Source organism: Chelativorans xinjiangensis, assembly GCF_009812055.1.
Lineage (GTDB): Bacteria > Pseudomonadota > Alphaproteobacteria > Rhizobiales > Rhizobiaceae > Chelativorans > Chelativorans xinjiangense.
On the sequence record NZ_WQNH01000023.1, the window covers coordinates 1 to 24,150 of the forward strand.

The following is a 24,150-nucleotide window of genomic DNA, read 5'->3' on the forward strand; positions in this document are numbered from 1 at the left end:
AACGCAATACTCCGGACAGGACAACCATGGCGCGCGCAAAACACTTGACAGCCAAGACAGTCGCTCTGTCCTGCCGGACATCTCCCCCACGAGGGGGGAGATTGCTCCGGCCGCTTGCTCGGGCACCTATTCTGCGACGTAGCCGGTTGGCGAAACCCGTCATTACGGCCGATCTCCCCCCTTGTGGGGGAGATGTCCGGCAGGACAGAGGGGGGCGCGAAAGGGCGTCAACCTCTCCGATCGCACGGCACACTCTCCCTTCCAGGACTTGCACCCGCCCATGACCTACGATCCCTCAAGCGCCAATCCGCTCGCCGGCAACCCGCTGAAGACCCGCGCCGATGTCGAAAAGGCACTGCACGACCTGTTCAATCCGTTGCTGCCGTTCTTCTCCAAAGGCGGCGCCCGCGTTCGCCTCACCGCTTCGGCCGCCCATTTCGACCGCATCGCAGCGGATGTCGAAGGCTTCGCCCGCCCGCTCTGGGGGCTTGCTCCGCTGGCCGCCGGCGGTGGCCGTTTCGACCATTGGGCGCTCTATCGCGAAGGCCTTGCCAACGGCATGGACCCAGATCACCCCGAATACTGGGGCGAGGTGAACGACAGGGACCAGCGCATGGTCGAGATGGCGGCAATCGGCTTCACGCTGAAGATGGTGCCCCATCTCGTCTGGGAGCCGCTTCCTGAGCGGGCGAAGAAGAACGTCGCCGCCTATCTGACGCATATCCGCCGCTTCGACTATGCCGACAACAACTGGAAGTTCTTCCGCATCCTCGTCGATCTCGGGCTGGAAGAGGTGGGCGTCGGCTTCGACCGCGAGCTGACGGAAAGATACCTCGAGGAACTCGACGGCTTCTATCTCGGCGACGGCTGGTACCGCGATGGGAATGTGCGCCGCATCGACCATTACATCCCCTTCGCCATGCACTTCTACGGCCTGATCTATGCCAGGCTTGCCAAGGGCGACGGGGAACGCACCGCCCGCTACCGCGCGCGGGCCGAACAATTCGCCCGCGATATCCGCCACTGGTACGACGAGGACGGCGGCGCGCTCGCCTTTGGCCGCAGCCTCACCTACCGCTTCGCCTGCGCCGGCATCTGGGGCGCGTATGCCTTCGCCGATCTGGAGGCGCTGCCCTGGGCCGAGATCAAGGGCCAGTATATGCGCCACCTGCGCTGGTGGGCACGGCATCCCATAGCCGACCGCGACGGCGTGCTGTCGGTCGGCTATGGCTATCCGAACCTTCTTATGAGCGAAAACTACAACTCCGCCGGCTCCCCCTATTGGGCGCTGAAGGCTTTTCTCCCCCTGGCTCTACCCGAGAGCCACCCGTTCTGGCAGGCGGAGGAAGCCCCCGCCGTCACCCGGCGGGAGCCGGTGCCGCTCAAGCATCCGGGCATGGTGATGATGCACACGCCCGGTAACGTGGTGGCGCTTTCCTCCGGCCAGCAGAACTACCAGATGCGCTTCGGCGCCGAGAAATACGCCAAGTTCGCCTATTCCTCGCGTTACGGCTTCTCGGTCGAGAGCGATGAGCGCGCCTATGCCAACGCCGCCTTCGACGGCATGATCGGCCTTTCCGACGATGGCCGGCACTATCGCGTGCGCGAGAGCAACGAAGCGGCGCTGATCGCCGGCGATACCCTCTACGGCAAATGGAAACCATGGGGTGATGTGACGGTCGAAACCTGGCTGGTGCCGGCCAATCCCTGGCATATCCGCGTTCACCGAATTGAAACGCCGCGGCCGCTCAATGCCACCGAGGGCGGTTTCGCCATTGCCCGCGCCGACCTCGACGCCGATATCCGCGAGGAGGGCGAGGGCATGGCGCTCGCCCGCTCCACCACGGACCTGAGTGTCATCCTCGATCTTTCGGAGGGGGCAAAGCGGGTCGGACGTGCGCACCGCGCGATGCCCAACACCAATCTGATTTCCGCCAAGACCATCGTGCCGCAGTTGCGGGGGGAGATACCTGCCGGCACCACCCTGCTCGTGACGGCGGCGATGGCGCTGCCTGCGGGCGGTGACACCGAGGCCGCACTCGCCAGTCCACCCCCACCGCCCGACCTCGCCGCGCTCGAGCGCCTTTTCGCCAGCGAGGGCATCGAAGTCAGTGCCATCCAGGTGCTGGAGAGATTTTGATGCGGCCGAAACTCGTCTTCGCCATGGCGCCGAGCAGGACGCGGCACGTCTTCGACGAGCGTCTGCTCGCCCGGCTCGGCCAAAGCTGCGATGTCCTCTCCACGGCTCCGCTGGAGGAATTCTCCAGCAATGCCGCGCGCGACCTCCTGCGGCAGACGGAAATCCTGGTGACCGGCTGGGGCTGCCCCTTCGTTTCGACCGAGGTGCTGGCGGCAATGCCCGATCTCCGCCTCGTCGCCCACGCTGCGGGAACCGTCAAATACACGCTCGACCCCGCCGTCTTCGAGGCCGGCGTCGCCGTCACCCACGCGGCGGAAGCCAACGCCGTGCCGGTCGCCGAATTCACGCTCGCCGCCATCATCTTTGCAAACAAGCGCATCTTCGGCCTGCGCGATCTCTACTGCGCCGACCCTTCCCGCCGCTCCGTCTGGGAGCTGATGGATGAGCCGATCGGCAACTATCGCCGCACGGTCGGCCTCGTCGGCGCTTCGCGCATCGGGCGCAAGGTGGCCGCTCTCCTCGAGATGCTGGAGGTCGAGGTGCTCCTGGCCGATCCCTATGTCGATGGTACCGATCCTGTCGCCCGCCTCGCCGAGATCACTGATCTCGACGACCTCCTCGCTCGTGCCGACATCGTCTCCCTCCACGCCCCCTCGCTTGCCGCCACCCACCAGATGATCGGCGCGCGCGAATTGAAGCTGATGCGAGACGGCGCCACCTTCATCAACACGGCGCGCGGCGCGCTAGTCGACGAGGCCGCCCTTCTCGCGGAACTCGAGACCGGCCGCATCCAGGCGGTGATCGATGTCACGGACCCGGAGATCCCGCCGCGCGGCTCTCCCTTCTACACACTCCCCAACGTCTTCCTCACGCCGCACGTGGCGGGCGCGGCCGGGCTTGAGCGTCTACGGCTCGGCCAGATGGTCGTCGAGGAGATCGAGCGCTTCGTCGCCGGCGAACCGCTCCTCTACGCGATCGAGCCGCACATCCTGGAGCGGCTGGCATGAGTGAGGCCGAGCGTGTTCCCGGCGAGGCGGCGCAGGAGCACGAGGCGCGCCTGCAGTTCCTCACCTGGGAGCGCACGCCGGCCGATATCGACAGCCCCGCGCACCGCGCCCGCAAGAAAAGGCTCGTGCGCGACGCCGGCGCCAGCATCGCCGACACGGCTTACGTGGCGGCCGAGGCGCGCATCTTCACCGATCGCTTTGTCCTCGGAGAACACGCCTGGATCGCCGGCCATGCGCTGGTGCGCGGCGACGTCGAATTCGGCGCCCACTGCACGGTCAATCCCTATGCCTGCATCTCCGGCAAGGTCGTCTGCGGCGACGGCGTGCGCATCGCCTCCCTCGTCTCCATCGTCGGCTTCAACCATGGCTTCGACGATCCCGACCGCCCGATCCATACCCAACCGCACGAGACGCTGGGTATCGTTATCGAGGACGATGTGTGGATCGGCGCCAATGCTGTCATCGTCGACGGCGTCACGGTTCGTCGTGGTGCGGTGATTGCCGCCGGTGCCGTGGTGACGAAGGACGTGCCGGAAATGGCCGTCGTCGCCGGCGTTCCAGCAAAAGTCGTGCGCCGCCGCGGCGATCCTGGCGTCCGCTCCCGCCGCGGTGCAGCGGAGACGGCCCTTGAAAAGATAGGACGTACCGCCGCTGCCGAATGGCCGGCTGTACTGGCGAAGTACCGCACCGCCGAAGGCTACCTCTCGCCGGAGGCCGATGGCACCGCGCGCATGAGCATCCGGCACTTGTGCGACGCCATCGAGATCGCCGCCGGCTTCGACGCGCTATCGGAGCATCTCGACGCCGGCAAGACCATCGAGCGCCTCCAGTCCGTGCAGGATCGGACCACCGGTCTCTTCCCGGACCCCTATCGCCCGCCGGAGCCGGGCAGGGCCCTGCGCGACGACGGGCTTGCACTCTACAACGTCCTCGCCGTCGGCTATGCGCTCGAAGTGCTGGGCGCCCGGCCGCTCCACCCCGTCTCCGCGGTCGAGGTCGATGCCCCCGCGCTGTGCGCCTGGCTCGAAAGTCTGCCGTGGAAGGCGCGCGCGTGGTCCGCCGGCGCCCATGTCGACGCCATAGCGACCGCGCTCTATTTCAACGCCCGTTATTTCACCACCGGCCGCGCCCGTGAGGTGCTGTTCGGCTGGTTGGCGATGAACGTCGACCGCGCCACCGGTCTGTGGGGCAGCGCAACCGCCGACGGCCTCCTGCAACCCGTCAACGGGTTCTACCGCCTCACGCGCGGAGCTCACGCTCAGTTCGGATTGCCGGTGCCGTGGCCGGAGGCGGCGATCGAGTCGGTCCTGACGAACCATCGCAATCACGGCGGTTTCTCCGGCCCGGCCTACACAGCCTGCAACCTGCTCGACACCATCCACCCGCTTCGGCTCTGTCTCAAGCAGACGGACCACCGTCGCGGAGAAGCCGAAGCGATCGCCGAGGCCGTCATCCTGCGTGCAGCGGAGCGCTGGCGGCCAGGCGAGGGCTTCGCCTTCGCGGACGGCCAGCTGGGCAGCCTGCAAGGTACGGAGATGTGGCTGTCGGTGCTGCATCTTTCCGCCGGCCTCCTGGGCCTCGCGGAGGCCTTCCCCTTCGTGCCGAAGGGCGTGCACCGTACGCACCCTGTCGGCCTCGGACTATAGGAGAACCCGCCCATGACCACTCAGCGAAAAGCCCTCGTCGTCTATGGCGGTATGGAGCTGCACACGCCAAAGCGCGGCGCCGAAACGGTGTGCGACCTGCTTGCAGCGGAGCATTTCGCGGTGACCCTCACCGAGGACTACGATGCGCTTGGCGCAGAGGATATCGGCACCTACGACCTTGTCGTGCCCGTCGTCACCGGCGGCACGCTCAGCCGCGAGAAAGGAGAGCGCCTGACGGCGGCGGTCCGCGCCGGCACTGGCCTGGCCGGCTATCATATGGGGCTCGCCACCAGCTTCCGCGACTGTGTGCCGTTCCGCTACGCTGCCGGCTGCTATTGGGTTGCCCACCCCGGCAACATCATCACCTACCGTGTCGACGTCACCAAGCCGGGCCACCCGATCATGGCCGGCATCGAAAGCTTCGAGCACACCTCGGAGCAGTATTACCTTCATTACGATCCGGCGATCGAGGTGCTCGCCACCACCACCTTCTCCGGTGCGCACCATCCCTGGCGCAAGGGCGTGGTGATGCCCGTGGTGTTCACCACGACGCACGGGACGGGAAGGGTGTTCTATTCCTCCCTCGGCCATACGGCGGACGAACTGGAAATCCCCGAGGTGCGCACAATCCTGCAACGCGGGCTTTTATGGGCGGCGCGCTAGGAAGTCTCCACAACCCTCCCGGAAAAGTGAGCGACAACTCGACGCTACCATAGTACTATCGGTCTACGGCAAGGGTTGCGGTTTCACGTAACCGGCCATCGTCAGGCTACGTGCGCCGCAGCCATACCGGACCCGATGGAGGGAGGAAGGTTATGGCAGGTTTTCATGTTCTTGCAGGCGCCCAGAAGACGATTGCGCATCCCAAGGTCCGTACAGTCGATTTTGCGGACATAGTCGATGTTCTTCGCCGCGGCCTGGACGATTTTTGGGAGAAGCCCTCCCACTACGTTTTCCTGTGCCTGATCTATCCTATTGTCGGAATTATCCTGATCACGTGGGCATCGAGCGGCCATGCGCTGCAACTCATCTTTCCCCTCATCGCCGGTTTTGCCCTTCTCGGGCCGTTCGCGGCCATCGGCCTTTACGAGATCAGCCGGCGCCGCGAGCTCGACATGGATACGTCCTGGCGGCACGCTTTCGAGGTGCTGCGCTCGCCGGCGATTCCCTCCATGGTCGCCGTCGGCGCCATCCTCATGGTCATCTTCCTGGTGTGGATTTTCACCGCCCAGGCGCTCTACGCCTGGATTTACGGGCCCACCTTGCCGGAATCGTTCATCGGCTTCGTACGCGAGGTCCTGACCACGCAGCAGGGCTGGGCCCTGCTTCTCCTCGGCAACGGGATCGGCTTTATCTTCGCCCTTGTCGTGCTCAGCACCACATCGGTGGCTTTCCCCCTGCTGCTCGACCGGGACGTTGGCGCCTACTCGGCTATCCAGACCTCGGCACGCGTCATGCTGGCCAACCCGCTTCCGGTGCTTTTCTGGGGCTTGATCGTTGCGGCGCTTCTGGTGATCGGCTCCTTGCCGTTCTTCGTCGGCCTCGCCGTGGTCATCCCGGTGCTCGGGCATTCGACATGGCACCTCTACCGCAAGACGGTGATAGCGCCGGGGGTCAGGAAGCGGCGGTCCGAGGAGTAGGGGCGCTTCTGCCCCTCACCCCCCACCAACGAACGACGTCATGCGCGTGAGCGCGGTATAGTCGGATTCGATCGCCATGATGGCGACGAACACGAGGACGGCGATCGGCGGCAGCAGGATGGCGTAAACCAGCGCCAGCCGTTCCCATACCATGTGCATGAACACCGCCACGATCAGCCCTGCCTTCAGGATCATGAAGGTGAGGATCAGGCTCCAGCGCAGATAGCCTTCGAAGCCGACATAGTCGACGAGATAGGAACAGGCGCTCAGGACGAACAGCCAGAACCAGACGACGAGATAGATGCGGATCGGGTGCTGCTGGCCTTCGGCATGCTCCGCAATGGCGGTCTGCGAGTATTTCCGATGGGGTTGTTCCGCGTGGGAAGCCATGACCGTTCCTCACCACAGATAGAAGAAAGCGAAGATGAAAACCCAGACGAGATCGACGAAGTGCCAGTAAAGGCCCATGGTCTCCACGTGCTCGTAGTCGCCGGGGCGGCTCGTGAAGAAGCCGCGGTCGCCGCGATCGTATTCGCCGCGCCAGACCTTGCGGGCGACGATGAGCAGGAAGAGGACGCCGAAGCTGACATGCGTGCCGTGGAAGCCGGTGATCATGAAGAAGGTGGCGCCGAACTGCGGTGCGCCCCACGGATTGCCCCACGGACGGACGCCCTCGGTGATGAGCTTCGTCCACTCGAAGGCCTGCATGCCGACGAAGGTGGCACCGAGTGCCGCCGTGGCAAGCAGGAGTGCCACCGTCGCGCCCTTGTTCTTCCGGTAGGCGAAGTTGACCGCCATCGCCATGGTGCCGCTGGACGAGATCAGCACGAAGGTCATGATGGCGATCAGGATCAGCGGGATGTCGGCGCCAAACATATGCAGCGCGAAAACCTCGCTGGCATTGGGCCACGGCACCGTGGTCGAACTGCGCGCCGTCATGTAGGCGAGCAGGAAGCAGGAGAAGATAAAGGTGTCGGACAGGAGGAAGATCCACATCATGGCCTTCCCCCAAGAGGCGCTCTTGAAGGCGCGCTGATCCGACGCCCAGTCGGTGGCCACACCGCGTATGCCGCTCGGGCGGGCAGGCTTGGCTCCGAAGCCGTTCAGCGTGGTCTCGCCCATCTTCGTTTCCCCTTTACGTCAGTATCTGCCGGCAGAGCGCGAGCAGGTCCCCGGCCCAGCCGGCCAGGAGGACGAAGACGCCAAGCCAGACGAGGAGCAGGAAGTGCCAATAGGCGGCGCACAGTTCGACGCCGAGGCGCAACTGCTCCGCCGCCACGCCATCGTCCCATGCCTTCACTATGGTCCGCCCGAGAGCGACGAGGCCGCCCAGGATGTGCAGCCCGTGCACGCCGGTCATCAGATAGAAGAAGCCGTTGGCCGGGTTCACATCCAGATAGTGCCCGCCAGCCGCCAGCTCCCGCCACGCCGTCACCTGGCCGGCCAGGAAGACGAATGTGGCAAGCGCCGCGGTCACCAGCGCAAGGCGCGTTATCTCCCGGCGGCGCTCGCGTGCCGCGCGCACGGCGCAGGAAAGGGCGACGCTGGCAAGGATAAGGATCGCCGTGTTGACCCACAGGATGCGGGGGAGCGGTGGCGCCTGCCAGTCGGCATAGTCCATGCGCATGAAATAGGCGCTGGCGAATAGCGCGAAGAGGCTGCCGACGACGGCGAGGAAGACGGCCAGCGCGACCTTGGCCGTGGGCATGCCCGAAACGTCGGTCTCCGGTAGGGCGGTGCGCACGCCGTGCTCCAGCCATGGCTTCTCCATCACCTTCTGGTGAAAGAGCCACCAGAAGGAGAAGCCGATCACCACAGCCAGAAAGACGAGAACGACGCTCATGCGGGCCTCGCTGCCGCTTTCTCCGGCCACGGATCATTCTGGGGGATGAAATCCTCCGGCGCGCCGGGGACCGAGTAGTCATAGGCCCAGCGGTAGACCACCGGCCGCTCGTCGCCCCAGTTGCCGTGCGGCGGAGGGGTGATGGGCGTCTGCCATTCCAGGCTCGTGGCGCGCCAGGGGTTGGGGCCGGCCTCCTTGCCGAAGCGCAGGCTCCAGACGAGATTGAACAGGAACACCATCTGCGCGAAGCCGACGACCAGGGCCGCCACTGAGATGAAGGCGTTGAGGTTGCCCACCGGCGCAGTCATGAAGGCCGCCTCGCCGATCTCGGGATAGCGCCGCGGCACGCCGACGAGCCCCACATAGTGCATGGGGAAGAAGATCGCGTAGGCGCCGACGAAGGTGACCCAGAAGTGGAACTTGCCCATCCAATCTTCGAGCATGCGCCCGGTGATCTTCGGATACCAGTGATAGATGGCGCCGAAGATCACCATGATCGGTGCAACCCCCATCACCATGTGGAAGTGGGCGACCACGAACATCGTGTCGGACAAGGGCACGTCGACCACCACGTTGCCGAGGAAAAGCCCCGTCAGCCCGCCATTGACGAAGGTGACGATAAAGGCGAGCGCGAACAGCATCGGCAAGGTGAGATGGATGTCGCCACGCCAGAGCGTCAGCACCCAGTTGTAGACCTTGATGGCCGTGGGCACTGCGATGATCAGCGTCGTGGTGGCGAAGAAGAAGCCGAACCATGGATGCATGCCGGAGACGTACATGTGGTGCGCCCACACGATGAAGGAGAGCGCGCCGATGATGACGATCGCCCAGACCATCATACGGTAGCCGAAGATATTCTTGCGGGCATGGGTCGAGATCAGGTCCGAGACGATGCCGAATGCCGGGAGCGCGACGATGTAGACCTCCGGGTGGCCGAAGAACCAGAACAGGTGCTGGAATAGGATCGGGCTGCCGCCGCCGTAGCTCAACTGCTCGCCCATCTCGACGAGCGCCGGCATGAAGAACGACGTGCCGAGCACCCGATCGAACAGCATCATCACGCAGGCCACGAAAAGGGCCGGGAAGGCGAGCAGTGCCATCACCGTGGCGGTGAAGATGCCCCAGACGGTCAGCGGCATGCGCATCAACGTCATACCGCGCGTGCGGCCCTGGATCACAGTCACCGCATAGTTCAACCCTCCCATGGTGAAGCCGATGATGAAGAGGATCAGCGATACCAGCATCAGGATGATGCCCCAACTCTGGCCGCCGGGCGTGCCACCGAGGATCGCCTGCGGCGGGTAGAGCGTCCAGCCCGCCCCTGTCGGCCCGCCGGGCACGAAGAAGCTCGCCACCAGAACGAGGACCGCCAGCAGATAGACCCAGAAGCTCAGCATGTTGACGTAGGGGAAGACCATGTCCCGAGCGCCGACCATGAGCGGTATGAGATAATTGCCGAAACCGCCGAGAAAGAGCGCGGTCAGGAGGTAGATCACCATGATCATGCCGTGCATGGTGATGAACTGGTAGTAGGCCTCCGGCGTGATGAAGCTGAAGGTACCGGGAAAGCCGAGTTGCAGCCGCATCAGCCAGGAAAGCACCAGCGCTACCAGGCCGATGGCGACCGCGGTGCCGGAATACTGGATGGCGATGACCTTGGCGTCCTGCGAGAAGACATAGGTCGTCCACCAGCTCTTCGGATGATAGAGCTCAAGCTCGGGGACTTCCGCAGGCGGGATGTCCCGTTCCATGCGAGGTGTGGCATCGACCATCGCTTCACCTCCTTAGGCCTCCCGGCCGCGCCGGAACGTGCCGGTTAAACCGTCTCCTGTCTCATCTCACGGCCCGGCCTCCTCGGCCGCGCCGAGTTTCTGCGGGGCGGAAAGGTCGGCGAAGGTGGATTGTCCCTCGAGCCAGGCCAGGTAGTCCTCCTCCGTCTCCACGGCGACCATGCCGCGCATATAGCTGTGCCCGGTGCCGCACAGCTCCGCGCACAGCACCTCAAACGTCCCCGTCCTTGTCGGTGTGAACCAGAAATAGGTGACCATGCCCGGCACCATGTCCATCTTGGCGCGGAACTCGGGCACGTAGAAATCATGCAGCACGTCGATCGAGCGCAGCAGCATCTTCACCGGCTTATCGATGGGCAGGTGCAGGTCGGCCGCTTCGATGACGATGTCGTCCTGGCCGGCGGGGTCTTCAGGATCGATGCCCAGCGGGTTCTCGAAGGTAACGAGCCGGTTGTGGGACTTGCCGAGCTTGCCGTCCTCGCCGGGCAGCCGGAAGTTCCACTGCCACTGCTGCCCCACCACCTCAACCTCGGTTGCCTCGTCGGGAACGGTGACGAACTGCGACCAGACGTAGAGGCCTGGCGCCAGCATCGCCGCCACACCCACCGCCGTCACCACGGTGAGCCACCATTCCAGCCTCTTGCTCTCCGGCTGGTAGGCCGCCTTGGCGCCTTCCTTGTGGCGGAAACGGAAGACGCAATAGGCCATGAACAGGATCACCGCGCTAAAGACGGCGCCGGTAATCCAGAAGGTGATGATGAGCGTATCGTCGATATAGCCCCAGTTGGACGCAATAGGCGTCCACCACCATGGGCTCAAGATATGGAACAATATCGAGCCCAGGACCACAAGAACGAGTATCAGCGCGACGGCCATTCTCCGTCCCTCCCGGCCTCCTGGAGAACCTCTCCTCCCTCAGGAAGCCGGCGGCATACTAGCCTGAAACGGCTGTGAATATCCAGAGCCGGCCGGCGCACCTCCGGTTGGTCGAAAGGTTTCGATGCCCTGAGCGACGGAGCTTTCTTCAGCTTTTTCTGCCGGCGCCTTGCCGGCCGACTTGGCTTAACTTGCGTCTTCTCATCCCTTTTTAGAGACCGTACGTGTAACACGCTGCTGCACAAGGCTGGCGCCGGCGGTTGTTCTTCTGTAACCTGTGGAAAATGAGGCAGGCCGGCATATTCGGATGTTGCCGAGATGCCTCCGATTTCGTCCGGGAGGTCGTGCGATGGACGCCAAAACCTCGTTCTTGGTCGCGCTTTCTGTGGTAATACTGCTGTTGATCGGCTTCGGCCTCATTCCCGTTTGAAGCGGCGGGCCGCGCCGCTTGGTTGCCGGATTTGCGGCTTTATGTCACAGGAGCCTGCGACAATTTGCCCATTGTTGGGGCCGGGGAGGGGCAACAGGATAAACGCATGGGGAGGCGATTGCGCCGCTGGATGCGTGCCGGCGAGCGAGAGGGAGGAGGTTCCTCATGAAATCGATATCCCGAGGCGTTCGGATTGGCCTTGCCATCGCTCTGCTGGCCCCGATTCCGGCACTGGCCCAGGAGGGCGACCCGGCCGCCGGAAAGACGGTATTCAACAAGTGCCGGGCCTGCCACGAGGCGGAGACGGACAGAAACAAGGTCGGCCCGTCCCTGCTCGGCGTCTTCGGCCGCACCGCCGGCACGTTGGAATCGTTCCAGTCGCGCTACTCCCCGAATATGAAGGAATTAGGCGAGGAGGGGCTCGTGTGGGACGAGGAGAACCTGACCGCCTATCTGCGCGATCCCAAGGCTGTCGTTCCGAAGGGCAAAATGGCTTTTGCCGGCCTCAAGAACGACGAGGACCTCGCCAACGTGATTGCCTATCTGCAGGCAGATCCCAAGCCTTGAATCGCGGCAGGGGCGGGGCCAAAACGGAGCTGCTGGTGCCACGACGGGTGCCGGCATCTCCCGACAACCCGCTCCGCCTAGCGCATCGGCCCGAGAATTTGAATCGATTTTCGGAAAGCACGGCGTTGTAGTCTATGCTTCCTCCCCGATCCACACCTGCATCGGCCCGGGTCCGCGGTTGTTCCAGAGGAAATACGGAATGGCCGTCAGCGTTGCCGGCCATTCATCGGGCGGATCGGTGCGGTAGAGCGTGCCGTGCCAGTCGCTGCCGTCGATGGCCTTCCCCTCGGCGGTGAGCAGCGTCACGCCGTCGAAGAGGTCTTCCCGCGCCGCTGCCCGCACCTCTGCGCCGCGCGGCAGGCGCGTCTGCCGGACGGGGATGCCGGGGTTGTCGGCATGCTCCAGGCAATAGACCAGCGGTCCGCGCTTCAGCGCCACGCGCCCAAAATCGGCGGTAACCTGCGGGTTGGCGTAGATGCGTTCGGGCTGCATGGGCAGGTCGAGTTCGACACGATCGCCCTTGGCCCAGCGTCGGCGGATGTCGAGATAGCCGTTGACGGTGTTCGTCGCGACATCGACCGCCTCGCCGTTCACCTTCGCCCGCGCCCCGCGCGCCCAGCCGGGGATGCGCAGCTTGACGCCGAATTCGGCCTCGGCTTCCGGGGCGAGCGTGATGGAGACGGCGCCGGACCAGGGGTAGCCGCTTTCCTCCACGACGCCGACCCTGGTGCCCGCAACATCGAGCGTGGTCTCGGTGCCGCCGTAAAGGTGCACGATGAGGGAGTCCGCACTGGTGGCGTAGAAATAGCCACTGACGGAGGCGATCAGGCGCGAGGCGTTCATGGTGCAGCACGGGCAGGGATGCCAGGTCCAGCGCGTGTGGCTGCCGTCGCTTTCCAGCGGGTTGTCGTAGAAATAGTGCTCGCCGTCGCGGCTCAGCCCCGTCAGGGCGCCGTTGAAGAGGGCGAGTTCGAGCGTGTCGGCGTATTTGCCTTCGAGGTCGAGGTTGAGCATGCGCTGCGCCCACAGGATGAGGGCGACGGAGGCGCAGGTCTCCGCGTAGGCCGTGTCGTTCGGCAGGTCGTAGTCCTTGGTGAAGCCCTCGTTGTGGGCGGAGGGGCCGACGCCGGCGGTCACGTACATCCGCTTGGTGGTGATGTCTTCCCACAGCCGCTCGCAGGCCTTTTTCAGCGCCGCGTCATCGAGCTCGGCGGCGAGATCGGCCATGGCCGTATAGAGATACATGGCGCGCACGGCGTGGCCGACGGCCTTGTCCTGTTCGCGCACCGGCTTGTGCGACTGTGAGTATTCGTGCGTTCCCGCCCAGTAGTGGTTGTCGCCGCGCGCTTCGGCCTCGACGTCGAAATAGTTCGGCTCGGCTCCCCGCTCGTTGATGAAGTAGGCGGCAAGGTCGAGGCGGCGCTTGTCGCCCGTCAGGTGGTAGAGCTTGACCAGCGCCAGCTCGATCTCCGGGTGGCCGGGATAGCCGCGCTTCTGGCCGGGGCCGGTGCCGAAGACATCGGCGATGTGGTCGAGATAGCGCTCCATGATGTCGAGGAAGCGGCGGCGGCCGGTCGCCTGGTAGTAGGCGATGGCGCCCTCCAGCAGATGGCCGGCATTATAGAGCTCGTGATTGTCCCTGAGGTTGGTCCAGCGGTTCTCCAATTCGCGCTGGATATACCAGCAGTTCAGGTAGCCGTCGGGAAGCTGGGCCTTGGCCAAGTCCTCGACGATGGCGTCGATCCGCGCCTCGATCTCGGCATCGCGCTTGTGGGCGAGCGCGTAGCTTGCCACCTCGATCCACTTGCCGACATCCGAATCCCAGAAGATCTGCGTGGTGAAATTGTGCCGGTTAGGCGGGATGGAGACGGGGGGCACGGGCTTCGGCAGCTTCAGCGATTCAAGGATGCCGTGCGCGGCCAACTGGCGGTGCTGACTGGGCACGGTGCGGGCGAGCACCGTGTCGAGCCGCTCGCGCCAGAAGGTGCCGGTGAGTTTGACATCCGTGAATCTGGCCGGTGTGTATTTACGCATGGTCTTCCGTTCCCGTTTGAGTGATCACACCACTAGCGCCGCAGGATTGGCGGATCACCAGCGTGCATGGCAGGCGGCTGACGCCCCGCATCGGCGCACCGTCGATCATGGCGATCAGGCGGCGGCCGGCTTCACGGCCGAGCGCGCGGAGATTGAGGTCGACGCTGGTGAGCGGCGGGCGGCTTGCTTCGGTCATCACGTTCCAGTTGTCGAAGCCGACGATGGCGACGTCCTCGGGCACGGCAATGCCGCGCTCGCGCAGCGCGTCGGCGGCGCCGCGGGCGATCTGGTCGTTGCCGCAGAAAAGTGCGTCCGGCGGCTGGCGGCCGGGGGCGAAGAGCCGCGCTGCCGCGTCGTAGCCCCATTTCTCCGACCATTCGCCGCTCAGGTAGTAGCCTTGCCCTTCCGCAAGCCCCGCTGCCGCCAGCGCCTGACGATATCCGTCGCGGCGCAGGCGCACAGCCTCGAAGCGCTCCGGCCCGGTGATGTGGGCGATGCGCTTGCGCCCGAGCCCGATCAGATGCTCGACCGCCATGCGTGCACCGCCCTCGTCATCCGGCAGCAGGCACACGGCATCGGGGTCGTCCGACTGGGAGAACACGTAGATGACCGGCAGTCCGCGCAGCGCGCCGTCGAGCCCCGGCCGGCGGTCGGCGCGGCGCGCGGTGACCACAACGCCATCGACCCGCTTGCCCAGAAGCTGCTCCACATGCTGGCGCTCGCGCTCCGGGTCGTCGGTGGCATTGCACATGAAGACAGCGATCTGCCGGTCCGCCAGGCAGGCCTCCAGGCCCTCGGCGATCGGCATGGTGAAGCGGCCGAAGCTGTCGTTGGAGATCAGCCCGACGGTAAAGCTGTGCCGCCGGTGCAGGCTCTGGGCCAGGCTGTTGGGGCGGAAGCCGAGCGCGTTGGCCGCGGCGACGATGCGCTCCCGCGTCTCGGCCTTCAGGCTGCCGTTGTTGTTGAGCGCCTTGGAGACCGTGCCGATGCTGACGTTGGCCATACGCGCCACGTCGCGGATGGTGGGCCCCTCCCGGCGCTGCTGGCGGCCGTCTTCTGGGTCGCGGTCCATGGGGCTGGCTCGATCTCCCATTGCGGCGCCTATTTCACCGCGCCGCTCAGGAAACCGGAGACGTAGTAGCGCTGCAGGAGGAAGTAGATGGCGATGCAGGGGATGACGGAGACGACGACGCCCGCCTGTAGCGGGCCCCAGGAGACGGAGCCGTAGAAGCTGTCGATCACGCCGGTGAGCAACACCGGCAGCGTGAAGGCGGTCTCCTTGCTCATGAAGATGAGGGCGGCGAGGAACTCGTTCCAGCTCATGATGAAGGCGAACAGCGAGACCGTTACCATGCCGGGCATCGCCAGCGGCATGAAGATGCGGCCGAGGATCTGCAAGGGGCTGCACCCGTCGACTATCGCCGCTTCCTCCAGTTCGCGCGGGATGCCCTCGAAGGCGTTGCGCATCACGTAGACGCTGAAGGGCAGTTGGAGGATCGTGTGGATGATCGCCAGGCCGACATGGTTGTTGGTCAGTCCCAGCTTGGTGAACATCAGGAAGAGCGGCGTCAAAAGCGCCTGATAGGGGATCATCATGCTGGCGAGCAGGACGAGGAACAGCACCTCCTTGAACGGCACATGGAAGCGGGCAAGCCCGTAGCCCGCCGGCACGGCAAGGACGAGGCAGAAGACGATGGTCAGGAAGGCCACCATGAAGGAGTTGAACAGATAGGTGGGGAGCCCGGCCTGGTATCCGTAGACCTTCAGATAGCTTTGCAGGCTGAAGGAATGCGGCAGGTAGTCCGGTGGCACGGCGGCCACCTCCGCCTCCGGCTTGAAGGAGGCGAGGAAGGACATCACCAGCGGCCAGGCCATGATGGCGATCACCAGCCAGCAGATCAGCGCCACGATCACCCGCGCCGGCAATCTGGTGCCGACCCTGCGGGTGGAGACGCCGATGGCGCCTCTTTCGAGGGGGATGTCGCTCACGAGGACCCTTTCCGGCTGGTCAGCGCGATCTGGACCGCCGCACCCGCCATGATGATCACCATCAGGATGAGCGACAGCGCGCTGCCGTAGCCGAGTTTGAAGTAGACGAACGAGTTCTGATAAATCCAGTAGACCGAGGTGAAAGTCTGCCCGCGCGGCGCGCCGCCGGTCATGATGTAGAACTGGTCGAAGGCGAGCATCGAGCCGATGGCGCTGATGAGTGTCGCCAGCAGGATGCTGCGGGCGGCGAGCGGCAGGATGATGCGGCGCACGCGCTGCCAGTAGCTGGCGCCGTCGATCATCGCCGCCTCGATGAGGTCGTCACCGATGGACTGGATGCCGGCGACCATCAGGATCATGCCGAAGCCGACGATCTTCCACGTCACCGAGATGATGACGGCGAGCTGGCCGAGTTCGGCCTTGCGGAACCACACCAGCGGCTTGTCGAGAATGCCGATATCGACCAAGAGCCTGTTGAACAGGCCCACCTGCTGATCGAACAGCCACAGCCAGATGAAGCTTGAGGTGGCAAGGCCGATGACCACCGGCAGGAAGATCGCCCCGCGTGTGAACTGCTTGAGCCGGGTGTTTTCGGTGGTCAGAAGCGCGGCGAGGAAGCCCAGCCCCATCAGTACCGGCGTGATGTAGAGCGTGTAGCTGACCGTGAACCAGAGCGAGCGCCAGAAGCCTTTGTCGGAGAAGGCCTTCGCGTAATTCTCCAGCCCCACGAACTCGCCGCCGCCGAGCAGCGAGGCATCGGTCGTCGAGGTGTAGACGAGCTGCCCCAGCGGATAGAGCACGAACACGGCCACGAACAGGAGGGCCGGCGTCATGAACAGGAGCCCGACATATCTGCTGGAGTTGGCGTACATTGGTCTCGGTTCTTGCGTTCTCAGACTCTTTGATACCGGCGCCAACGGGGCGCCGGTATCAGCGTGTTTCCTGCTTTCGCCGAACACGTCTTAAGCGGGTGCCCCTACTCTCCCGCGATCTCGATCATCCTCTCGCGCGCTTCCTCGATGGCCTCGTCGATCTCGCCGTCGAAGACGGCGCGCTGCAACATGTTGATCCAGGGGCTTGCGTCCGAATTCACCATGTCGGCGAAATGGAAGACCCACGGCACATAGCCCACCTTGAGCGCTTCCGCCGTCACCTGCACCTTCGGCTGGTCCGCGAAATACTTGTTGTCGGTGGCGAGATCGGCGCGCACGGGCAGGATGCCGTTCTTGGCCAGCCCCTCCAATTGGGCCTCGTCGGTGAGCACCCAATTGATGAACTCGCGCGCCAGTTCCTCGTTCTTGGAGCCGCGCGGGATGGCGATGGTGTCGCCGCCCACAAAGCCCGAGACCTGGCCTTCCTCAAGGCCCGGCAACAGGGCTACGCCGTAATCGAGGTCGGGGAAGTCCGACTCCATCAAAGGAATGACGAAGCCGCCCGTGCCGGCGATACCGACATTGCCGTTGGTGAAACCGGAGACGAAATTCGCCCCGTTGTCCGTCTCCGCGCTCTCCGGCACCAGGCCCTCGGTCCACATGTCGCGGTAGACCTGAAGCACCTCCTTCACCGCTTCGCCCTCGAGCGCGGTGTCCTCGCCGTCGCGCGGCAGTATCTTGGCGCCGCCGGCGACCATCAAAGGCGAGGTGACGAAGATGTTGCAGCCCGGGCAGGAGCCGGCGAAGTAGAAGCCGTAGGTGTCGTCGCCAAGGGCAGCGATCTTCTTCGCCATCTCGTGAATTTCGTAGATCGTGCGCGGCGGCTTCTCCGGGTCGAGGCCGGCCTCGCGGAACAGGTCCTTGTTCCAGGCGATGACCGAGACGTCCGGCGCGAAGCCGGTACCATAGGTACGGCCCTCGTAGGAGGAGATGTCCTTGTAGGCGTCGATCACCTTGTCGAAGTTAGGATTTTCCGCTGCCTCGTCGGAGATGTCGACGAGCGAGTCTGCCTTCATGAAGTCCGGCATGTAGATGAGATCGAGCGAGATCAGGTCCGGCGGCTCGCCGGCGGCGATGCTGGTGGCGAGCTTGGTCACCATCTGCAGATTGGGGATGACGGTCAGTTCGATGCGGTTGTCCGGGCGGCTCTCGTTCCAAAGGTCGACGAGCACCTTGCCGGCATTGGCTGCGGTGCCGTCGCGCACCCACATGGTCATCTCCTGGGCGAAGACCGTGCCGGTCATAAAGGCGGCCGTCGCCGTGGCCAGCACGGCAGCCCCGACACGCCGGGCGTTCAACACTCTCATTATTTCCTCCCATATCGCGGAACCGGCCACGGAGCCCGCCATGCTCCGCGGCAGGAACAGGCTCCCCTTCCGCTGGCCGCGGCTCCTCCCGCTGATATCGCCAATTAGGAAAACCTTTTCCTTTTGTGAAGGTGACATGAGACGAGCCCCTTCGGAAGGGGCTGTTCAGGTGGAGCTGGCGCCGATGGGCGCCGCCGGCGCCAGAACGCCGCCGGACTGCGGCGCGCGCACACCGGTCGTCTGCGGAAAACTGTATGGCAGCCCGCGCAGGGAGCGGATCGCCAGATAGGCAAAGCACTCCGCCTCCACCGCGTCGCCGCGCAGGCCAACGCTCTCCGCGGGTAGCGCCTCCACGCCGGCCCGCCTGCCGATCTCCCGCATCATGAGCGGGTTCCTGCGGCCGCCGCCGCAAACGACGAGCCGCTCCGGCCTTCGCGGCAACAGGTCGAGCGCCTTGCCGACGGCGCCGGCGGTGAAGGCCGTGAGCGTTGCCGCGCCATCGGCAAGCGTGAGCCCGTCGGCCATCGCGGCTGGAAAGTCGAACCGGTCGAGCGACTTCGGAAAGGGGGCGGCAAGGAACGGATGCTCCAGGAGCGCCCGCAGTCGCTCCTGGTCCACGGTGCCGCCGGCGGCGATTTCCCCGTCCCGGTCCATGGCCCCGGCATCGTACCGGGCGATCCAGTCGTTGAGCGGGGCGTTGGCCGGTCCGGTGTCGAAAGCGACCAGCCGCTCGCCGTCGCACCAGGTGATGTTCGCCACGCCGCCGAGGTTGAGGATGGCGGTGTCGGCCCCCGCGCCGATCTTCTCAAGCATCGCTTTGTGGTAGATCGGCGCGAGGGGTGCCCCATGGCCGCCCGCCGCCACGTCGGCGGAGCGGAAATCGTAGACCACGTCGGTGCCGACGATCGCCGCCATCCGCGCGCCGTCGCCCAATTGCCGCGTCCGCCCGCGCCGATCGCCTTCGGGCGCAACATGCAGCACGGTCTGCCCGTGAAAACCCACCGCCGCGATGTCGGCGGGCTGAAAGCCGTGCTCTTCCAGAAACGCCTTCACCGCATGAGCCTGTGCCTCGCTAAGCGTAATCTCCGCCTCCCGGAATATCGCCGGCTCCGGCCCCTCGAAGCCCCACGCGCGGGCAGCCTGCAGCGTTTCGGCCAGCAATTCGCGCATCCCGGCGGGGTAGGGCGCGAGCGCCCACGGCCCGAACGCCTCGATCCGTTCGCCATCCGTCTTGATCGCCGCGATGTCGATATTGCCGTCGAGAACGGTCCCGGTCATCAGGCCGATGGCCCACACTGGCTGCATGTTCCCGTTTCTCCTTTGTGCAGGGTTTTGGCGAGGAGCTTAGCGGCTTTTCACAGCGGGAGCGATGCGGGGGTGAGGGTAAACCCACTCACATCTCTTCAGCCACTTCCCCCTCCGCCACCCGCCTCCCATCGGCATCGAAGGCATGAAGAAACCGCTCGTCGAGCGCAAGCGAAACCGTGTCGCCGCTGGTGATTCCCCGCTGCCCCGCAAGCGCGGCGACGATGCGCGGCTGGCCTTCCGCCTCGGCGTGGATGATGGTCTCGGGGCCGAGCGCTTCGACCAGGGTCACCGTGGCGGGGATGCGCGCCTGCCCGCCCTGCGTTTCGATGTGGTGCGGCCGTACGCCGATGGTGATGGGCTCGCCCTTGGGTCGTGCCGGAATGTGCAGCGACAGCATGTGCCCGCCGTCGAGCTCGATGCGGGCGGCGCCCGCTTCGCCGCCCGCAAAGCGGCCTTCCAGGAAATTCATGTGCGGGGCGCCGATGAAGCCGGCGACGAAGCGGTTGGCCGGGCGGTTGTAGAGTTCGAGCGGCGTGCCGATCTGCTCCACCCGCCCATCGCGCAGGACGACGATGCGGTCTGCCAGGGTCATGGCTTCCGTCTGGTCGTGGGTAACGTAGATCATGGTGGCGTCGAGCCGCTTGTGGAGCGCGGCGAGCTCGGCGCGCATCGTCACGCGCAACTCGGCGTCGAGGTTCGACAGCGGCTCGTCGAGCAGGAAGACGCCCGGCCGGCGCACCATGGCACGACCGATCGCCACGCGCTGGCGCTGACCGCCGGAGAGCTGCCGCGGCTTGCGCTCCAGAAGCTCCTCGATCCTCAGCATGCGGGCGATCTCGGTCACACGCGCCTCGATCTTGTCTCTCGGCGTCTTCGTGTTCTCCAGCCCGAAGGAGAGGTTTTGACGTACGCTCATATGCGGATAGAGCGCGTAGGACTGGAACACCATGGCGAGCCCGCGGTCGGCGGCCGCCAGATGGTTCACCACCTCGCCATCGAGCACCACGTCGCCCGAGGTCGCCTTCTCCAGGCCGGCGATGATGCGCAGTAGCGTGGACTTGCCGCAGCCGGACGGGCCGACGAAGACGACGAACTCCCTATCCTTCACCTCGATATCGACGTGGTGGAGCACGCCGACCGGGCCGAAGGACTTGCTGACGTTTTTCAGTTCGAGATGGCTCATGTGCTGCGGCCTATTTGATGCCCGTCGATGCGATGCCTGAGGTGATGAAGCGCTGCAGGAAGGCGAAGATCACCACGACAGGCAACATGCTGACCACCGTCATCGCCAGAACGTAGTGCCATTGCACGTTAAGCTCGCCTTGGAAGGAGTTGAGACCCACCTGCAGGGTGTAGAGCTCCTGGTCGGATAGCACGATCAGCGGCCAGAGAAAGTCGTTCCACCGCCACATGACCGAGAAGATGGCAAGCACGGCCACCGCCGGCATGGCGAGCGGCAGGACGATGCGCCAGTAGATCTTCCATTCGGAGGCATGGTCCATGCGCGCGGCCTCCAGCAGCTCGTCGGGGATGGTCAGCATGTATTGGCGCAGAAGGAAGACGCCAGTGGGGGTGGCCACTGTGGGCAGGATGACGCCCCACAGGCTGTTGAAGAGGTTGAGCCCGTTGATGACCGAGAACAGCGGGATGATGATCACCGAAAGCGGCACCATCAGCGTGGCGAGGATGATGGCGAGCACGGCCGTGCGGCCCTTGAACTGGTATTTCGACAGTGCGAAGGCGGCCATGGAGTTGAAGATGAGCGTGATGATCGTCGCCACCACCGTCACGAAGACGGAGTTGTAGAAATAGCGCAGGAAGTTGTAGCGCTTGAACGGGGTCGAATAGTTTTCCGTCGCAAGCTTGATCTCGCGCACCGGCTGGCGGGCGGTTAGCGGCACGCGGATGATCTCTTCGGGCGCTTCCGGATCCGCCATCTGCGCCACCGTGCCGATGCGACGGACCTGAACCAGCAGATGCTCCTCGCCGTCCTCCATCATCACCCGGTAGAGCGGCAGCGGCTCGTCGAAGCCTTCGACGTGCACCATCGCCGTCTCGTAGGGCAATAGCGTCGGCGGGAACTCGCTCAAGGCCGCGCGGGTCTTGAAGGAGGAAAGGCCGAGCCAGATGACCGGCCCGAACATCAGCAGAAGCCCGGCCACAAGCCAGATCCAGGCCAGCACGTCGGTGAAGTGCCAGGAAGCGCCACCGCGCCGGCGGGTGAGGAAGGTGGCAATCCCGCTCATCGCTGCTCCTTCCGCTCGCGCCAGGCCGAGGCAAGAAGCTGTATCAGCGTCAGCACGATCAGCACGACGGCCATGAGGATGGAGGCGGCGGACGCCAGCCCCAGATTGCGCACCTGCTGGGCAAGGCCGGTCTCGTAGATGTACTGCACCAGGAAGAGCGTTGCGGTACCGGGGCCGCCGCCGGTGAGCACAAAGACCTCGTCGAAGACCTGCACGGCGCGGATCAGCGCCAGCAGGATGACGACGACCATGTTGGGCCACAGAAGCGGCAGCGTGATGCGGGTGAGCACCCGCCAGCGCGGCGCGCCGTCCATCTCGGCCGCCTCGTAGAGGTCGCGCGGGATGGCCTGCAGGCCGGCGAGCAGAATGAGCGTGTAGAAGCCGAGATGCGCCCAGATGGACAGGAAAATGGCCCAGAACATCGCCCAGCCGCGGTTGACCAGCCACAGGACCGGCTCGAAGCCCAGCTCTAAAAGGGCAGCATTCAGGAGGCCGTTCCTCTGCAGGATCCACTTCCAGATCAGCGCCACGACCACAGGCGACAGGAGCACCGGGAAAAAGAAGACGGCGCGCCAGAAGCCGCGCGCCCGCATCTCGCGGTTGAGCACGAGGGCCGTGGCAAGCGAGACCAGCACAAGTGCGGTCACCTGCACGACGACGAAAAAGCCGGTGTTGCCGACGGCGCGCCAGAAGCGGTCCTCGCGGCAGGAGGCGGCGTCGAGGAAGTCGCGGCAGGCAAGCAGCGTCTCGTATTGCAGCGTACCGACGAAGACCCGGTTGTTGAGGAACAGCGCTCCGCCGCCGGTGAAGGAGTAGGCGACGTTTAGCGTCATCGGGAACAGCACGAAGATGCCGAAGACAAGCATATTGGGCGCGAGAAACGCGGCCGCCACGCCGCCGAGCCCAAAGCGCCGCTGCACAAAGCTCATCGGGCGGTCTATGAGGTTCATCGCCCAGCGGACGGGTGCGAGCAGCAAACCGGCGAAATGCCCGCCGCCGATCCCTTGGCGCGTTTCGACTGTCATAGCTTCAAGGGGCCCCAATCAGACCTTGCAGGAGAGGGTCCCAAACCGCGATCACGCTTCGATGCACCCGGCCGCCCCTACCGCTGCGCCTCCTCGATCTGTTGCGCTATGTCATCCTCGATGCGGCTGTACGCATCCTCCAGCGAAAGCTCGCCGGCGACCACTTGGCCGAGGCGGCCGATGATGGCGAAGTAGGTGACGTTCGCCCACTCCCAGGCCGGCATGCGATTGGCGAGCGGCGCGAGGTTTCCAACGGCGCCGACGAAGGTATCGAGCGATTCCTTCACATTCGGATTATCGGACTGGTAGTCGAGACCGGCTTTGGTGAGCCCAGCATGGCCGGGCAGGAAGAGCGTGTGCTCGTAAAACTCTTTCAGGACCGGCTCGCTCGCCAGCCAGTCCATGAGGCGGGCGACCTCTTCGGGATGCTCCGTGTACTTGATGCCGACCACGCCGGCGCCGCCGGGAAGGCCGGTGCAGGCCGCCGGGCCGCAGGGGTTGGGAACGGCCGCCCAGTCGAAGGCGTCGCCGATGGTTTCGGCGAACTGGCCGATCTGCCAGGAACCGGAGTAGTACATGACGACTTCGGCGTTGGCGAATTCCTCGTTGGCGCCGCGATAGGTCGTGCCCGACACGCTGCCCCAGATCTCCGGCGACATGGTGCCGTCCTCGTGCCACCGAGCGATCCGCTCAGCCATGGCCTTGAACCCGTCGTCGATGACGGCCGGCATGCCGTCCTCGCCGATAAATCCGGCTCCCATGGAGATGGCCGGCCCGGTGAAGCGGTGGCCGGAGCGGTCCATTGCGAGCGGGATCGGGATGTCCTGGTCCTCGGCGACCTTCTTGACCGCTTCGGCCCATTCGTCCCAGGTGGCATCCTCGCCCGGCAGCTCTACGCCCGCCTGCTCGAAAAGCGTGCGGTTGACGAAGGGCCCGGTGACGGTGAGCTGCGTCATATAGCCAGGGATCATGTCGCTGTCTTGCGGCCGCATCCAGTCGAGATAATTGCCGAAATTCTCCTCCCAATAGGAAGGGTCCTCAACGAGGTGGCGCAGGTCGAGCCAGTGGGGCGCGAGGTCCTTCAGCGTGGTGACACGCGCCAGGTCCGGCCCCTGGCCCGCCTCCAACTGCACGGGAAGCTGATCGCGGATAACGGTGTAGGCGACGTTGTCGAGCACGACCTTGATGTCCGGGTTCTCCTCCTCGAACCGGGACAGAAGATCGGCCATGACATCGCCTTCGTTGCCGTCGGAATACCACATGAAACGAAGCTCCACGGGGTCCTGCGCGTAGGCTACAGCACTGAACGATGCCGCGGCGGCAAGTGCGGCCACCAGGGTCGTCTTTCTCAACATCGAAATCTCCTCCCT

Annotated in this window: 21 protein-coding genes; 6 read left to right on the forward strand and 15 right to left on the reverse strand. The window is 65.0% G+C overall.

The genetic code is table 11. The features are described from left to right. The first annotated feature begins 280 nt into the window (after positions 1–280). The 5 genes from GM910_RS15010 (at position 281) to GM910_RS15030 (ending at position 6,433) form a co-directional block, all read left to right on the forward strand. The gene (locus GM910_RS15010) at positions 281–2,140 is read left to right on the forward strand and encodes a DUF2264 domain-containing protein (RefSeq protein ID WP_159588590.1); all 1,860 of its coding nucleotides are present in this window, start codon (positions 281–283) and stop codon (positions 2,138–2,140) included. Continuing rightward, positions 2,137–3,147, forward strand: coding sequence for a hydroxyacid dehydrogenase (locus GM910_RS15015; RefSeq protein ID WP_159588592.1), 1,011 nt, complete (start codon positions 2,137–2,139; stop codon positions 3,145–3,147). The genes GM910_RS15010 and GM910_RS15015 overlap by 4 nt, the downstream gene beginning before the upstream one ends. Next, the gene (locus GM910_RS15020; protein ID WP_159588594.1) at positions 3,144–4,793 is read left to right on the forward strand and encodes an acyltransferase; all 1,650 of its coding nucleotides are present in this window, start codon (positions 3,144–3,146) and stop codon (positions 4,791–4,793) included. Before GM910_RS15015 ends, GM910_RS15020 begins: the two co-directional genes overlap by 4 nt. Before the next feature lie 12 nt (positions 4,794–4,805). Beyond that, on the forward strand, positions 4,806–5,456 hold the full coding sequence (locus GM910_RS15025) for a ThuA domain-containing protein (RefSeq protein WP_159588596.1): 651 nt from the start codon (positions 4,806–4,808) through the stop codon (positions 5,454–5,456). Between the two features lie 152 nt (positions 5,457–5,608). Then, complete coding sequence (locus GM910_RS15030) at positions 5,609–6,433, forward strand: DUF2189 domain-containing protein (RefSeq protein ID WP_159588598.1); 825 nt, start codon at positions 5,609–5,611, stop codon at positions 6,431–6,433. Between the two features lie 15 nt (positions 6,434–6,448). On the opposite strand, the gene GM910_RS15035 is transcribed toward GM910_RS15030, so the two are convergent. The 5 genes from GM910_RS15035 to coxB form a co-directional block, all read right to left on the reverse strand. Next, entirely contained in the window at positions 6,449–6,823 is a 375-nt protein-coding gene (locus GM910_RS15035) for a cytochrome C oxidase subunit IV family protein (protein ID WP_159588600.1), read from the reverse strand. Positions 6,824–6,832: 9 nt separating this feature from the next. Beyond that, entirely contained in the window at positions 6,833–7,555 is a 723-nt protein-coding gene (locus GM910_RS15040) for a heme-copper oxidase subunit III family protein (protein ID WP_159588602.1), read from the reverse strand. A gap of 13 nt (positions 7,556–7,568) precedes the next feature. Then, positions 7,569–8,276, reverse strand: a complete 708-nt coding sequence (locus tag GM910_RS15045) for a cytochrome c oxidase subunit 3 (protein ID WP_159588604.1) — start codon at positions 8,274–8,276, stop codon at positions 7,569–7,571. After that, on the reverse strand, positions 8,273–10,048 hold the full coding sequence (locus GM910_RS15050) for a cbb3-type cytochrome c oxidase subunit I (RefSeq protein WP_159588606.1): 1,776 nt from the start codon (positions 10,046–10,048) through the stop codon (positions 8,273–8,275). Before GM910_RS15050 ends, GM910_RS15045 begins: the two co-directional genes overlap by 4 nt. A gap of 66 nt (positions 10,049–10,114) precedes the next feature. Further along, positions 10,115–10,942 (reverse strand): cytochrome c oxidase subunit II, encoded by an 828-nt coding sequence (gene coxB, locus GM910_RS15055; protein WP_159588608.1) that lies wholly within the window; start codon positions 10,940–10,942, stop codon positions 10,115–10,117. 595 nt (positions 10,943–11,537) lie between these two features. Between coxB and GM910_RS15060 the strand changes: the two genes are divergently transcribed. Beyond that, on the forward strand, positions 11,538–11,939 hold the full coding sequence (locus GM910_RS15060; protein WP_159588610.1) for a c-type cytochrome: 402 nt from the start codon (positions 11,538–11,540) through the stop codon (positions 11,937–11,939). Positions 11,940–12,071: 132 nt separating this feature from the next. On the opposite strand, the gene GM910_RS15065 is transcribed toward GM910_RS15060, so the two are convergent. The 10 genes from GM910_RS15065 to GM910_RS15110 form a co-directional block, all read right to left on the reverse strand. Then, positions 12,072–13,973 (reverse strand): glycoside hydrolase family 127 protein, encoded by a 1,902-nt coding sequence (locus tag GM910_RS15065; protein WP_159588612.1) that lies wholly within the window; start codon positions 13,971–13,973, stop codon positions 12,072–12,074. Further along, positions 13,966–15,045: a LacI family DNA-binding transcriptional regulator gene (locus GM910_RS15070; RefSeq protein WP_159588614.1), complete on the reverse strand. Its 1,080-nt coding sequence runs from the start codon at positions 15,043–15,045 to the stop codon at positions 13,966–13,968. Before GM910_RS15070 ends, GM910_RS15065 begins: the two co-directional genes overlap by 8 nt. A 29-nt stretch (positions 15,046–15,074) precedes the next feature. Next, a complete protein-coding gene (locus GM910_RS15075; RefSeq protein ID WP_201285512.1) occupies positions 15,075–15,962 on the reverse strand; it encodes a carbohydrate ABC transporter permease in 888 nt (295 codons plus the stop codon). Next, complete coding sequence (locus tag GM910_RS15080) at positions 15,959–16,834, reverse strand: carbohydrate ABC transporter permease (RefSeq protein WP_159588616.1); 876 nt, start codon at positions 16,832–16,834, stop codon at positions 15,959–15,961. The genes GM910_RS15075 and GM910_RS15080 overlap by 4 nt, the downstream gene beginning before the upstream one ends. 104 nt (positions 16,835–16,938) lie before the next feature. Beyond that, positions 16,939–18,201: an ABC transporter substrate-binding protein gene (locus GM910_RS15085; protein ID WP_159588618.1), complete on the reverse strand. Its 1,263-nt coding sequence runs from the start codon at positions 18,199–18,201 to the stop codon at positions 16,939–16,941. Between the two features lie 165 nt (positions 18,202–18,366). Beyond that, positions 18,367–19,506 (reverse strand): anhydro-N-acetylmuramic acid kinase, encoded by a 1,140-nt coding sequence (locus GM910_RS15090; protein ID WP_159588620.1) that lies wholly within the window; start codon positions 19,504–19,506, stop codon positions 18,367–18,369. 88 nt (positions 19,507–19,594) lie between these two features. Continuing rightward, complete coding sequence (locus GM910_RS15095; protein WP_159588622.1) at positions 19,595–20,692, reverse strand: ABC transporter ATP-binding protein; 1,098 nt, start codon at positions 20,690–20,692, stop codon at positions 19,595–19,597. Positions 20,693–20,702: 10 nt separating this feature from the next. Then, positions 20,703–21,755, reverse strand: coding sequence for a carbohydrate ABC transporter permease (locus GM910_RS15100; protein ID WP_159588624.1), 1,053 nt, complete (start codon positions 21,753–21,755; stop codon positions 20,703–20,705). Then, a complete protein-coding gene (locus GM910_RS15105) occupies positions 21,752–22,780 on the reverse strand; it encodes a carbohydrate ABC transporter permease (RefSeq protein ID WP_159588626.1) in 1,029 nt (342 codons plus the stop codon). The genes GM910_RS15100 and GM910_RS15105 overlap by 4 nt, the downstream gene beginning before the upstream one ends. 77 nt (positions 22,781–22,857) lie before the next feature. Then, the gene (locus tag GM910_RS15110) at positions 22,858–24,135 is read right to left on the reverse strand and encodes an ABC transporter substrate-binding protein (RefSeq protein WP_159588628.1); all 1,278 of its coding nucleotides are present in this window, start codon (positions 24,133–24,135) and stop codon (positions 22,858–22,860) included. Positions 24,136–24,150 lie beyond the last annotated feature (15 nt).

Bases quoted from the DNA above. Each gene is read 5' to 3' on its own strand.
- GM910_RS15080 (WP_159588616.1), bottom strand. From the start codon at position 16,834: ATGTACGCCAACTCCAGCAGATATGTCGGGCTCCTGTTCATGACGCCG.
- GM910_RS15100 (WP_159588624.1), bottom strand. From the start codon at position 21,755: ATGAGCGGGATTGCCACCTTCCTCACCCGCCGGCGCGGTGGCGCTTCC.
- GM910_RS15050 (WP_159588606.1), bottom strand. From the start codon at position 10,048: ATGGTCGATGCCACACCTCGCATGGAACGGGACATCCCGCCTGCGGAA.
- GM910_RS15095 (WP_159588622.1), bottom strand. From the start codon at position 20,692: ATGAGCCATCTCGAACTGAAAAACGTCAGCAAGTCCTTCGGCCCGGTC.
- GM910_RS15070 (WP_159588614.1), bottom strand. From the start codon at position 15,045: ATGGACCGCGACCCAGAAGACGGCCGCCAGCAGCGCCGGGAGGGGCCC.
- GM910_RS15040 (WP_159588602.1), bottom strand. From the start codon at position 7,555: ATGGGCGAGACCACGCTGAACGGCTTCGGAGCCAAGCCTGCCCGCCCG.
- GM910_RS15090 (WP_159588620.1), bottom strand. From the start codon at position 19,506: ATGCAGCCAGTGTGGGCCATCGGCCTGATGACCGGGACCGTTCTCGAC.
- GM910_RS15035 (WP_159588600.1), bottom strand. From the start codon at position 6,823: ATGGCTTCCCACGCGGAACAACCCCATCGGAAATACTCGCAGACCGCC.
- GM910_RS15060 (WP_159588610.1), top strand. From the start codon at position 11,538: ATGAAATCGATATCCCGAGGCGTTCGGATTGGCCTTGCCATCGCTCTG.
- GM910_RS15030 (WP_159588598.1), top strand. From the start codon at position 5,609: ATGGCAGGTTTTCATGTTCTTGCAGGCGCCCAGAAGACGATTGCGCAT.
- GM910_RS15025 (WP_159588596.1), top strand. From the start codon at position 4,806: ATGACCACTCAGCGAAAAGCCCTCGTCGTCTATGGCGGTATGGAGCTG.
- GM910_RS15110 (WP_159588628.1), bottom strand. From the start codon at position 24,135: ATGTTGAGAAAGACGACCCTGGTGGCCGCACTTGCCGCCGCGGCATCG.
- GM910_RS15010 (WP_159588590.1), top strand. From the start codon at position 281: ATGACCTACGATCCCTCAAGCGCCAATCCGCTCGCCGGCAACCCGCTG.
- GM910_RS15085 (WP_159588618.1), bottom strand. From the start codon at position 18,201: ATGAGAGTGTTGAACGCCCGGCGTGTCGGGGCTGCCGTGCTGGCCACG.
- coxB (WP_159588608.1), bottom strand. From the start codon at position 10,942: ATGGCCGTCGCGCTGATACTCGTTCTTGTGGTCCTGGGCTCGATATTG.
- GM910_RS15065 (WP_159588612.1), bottom strand. From the start codon at position 13,973: ATGCGTAAATACACACCGGCCAGATTCACGGATGTCAAACTCACCGGC.
- GM910_RS15105 (WP_159588626.1), bottom strand. From the start codon at position 22,780: ATGACAGTCGAAACGCGCCAAGGGATCGGCGGCGGGCATTTCGCCGGT.
- GM910_RS15020 (WP_159588594.1), top strand. From the start codon at position 3,144: ATGAGTGAGGCCGAGCGTGTTCCCGGCGAGGCGGCGCAGGAGCACGAG.
- GM910_RS15045 (WP_159588604.1), bottom strand. From the start codon at position 8,276: ATGAGCGTCGTTCTCGTCTTTCTGGCTGTGGTGATCGGCTTCTCCTTC.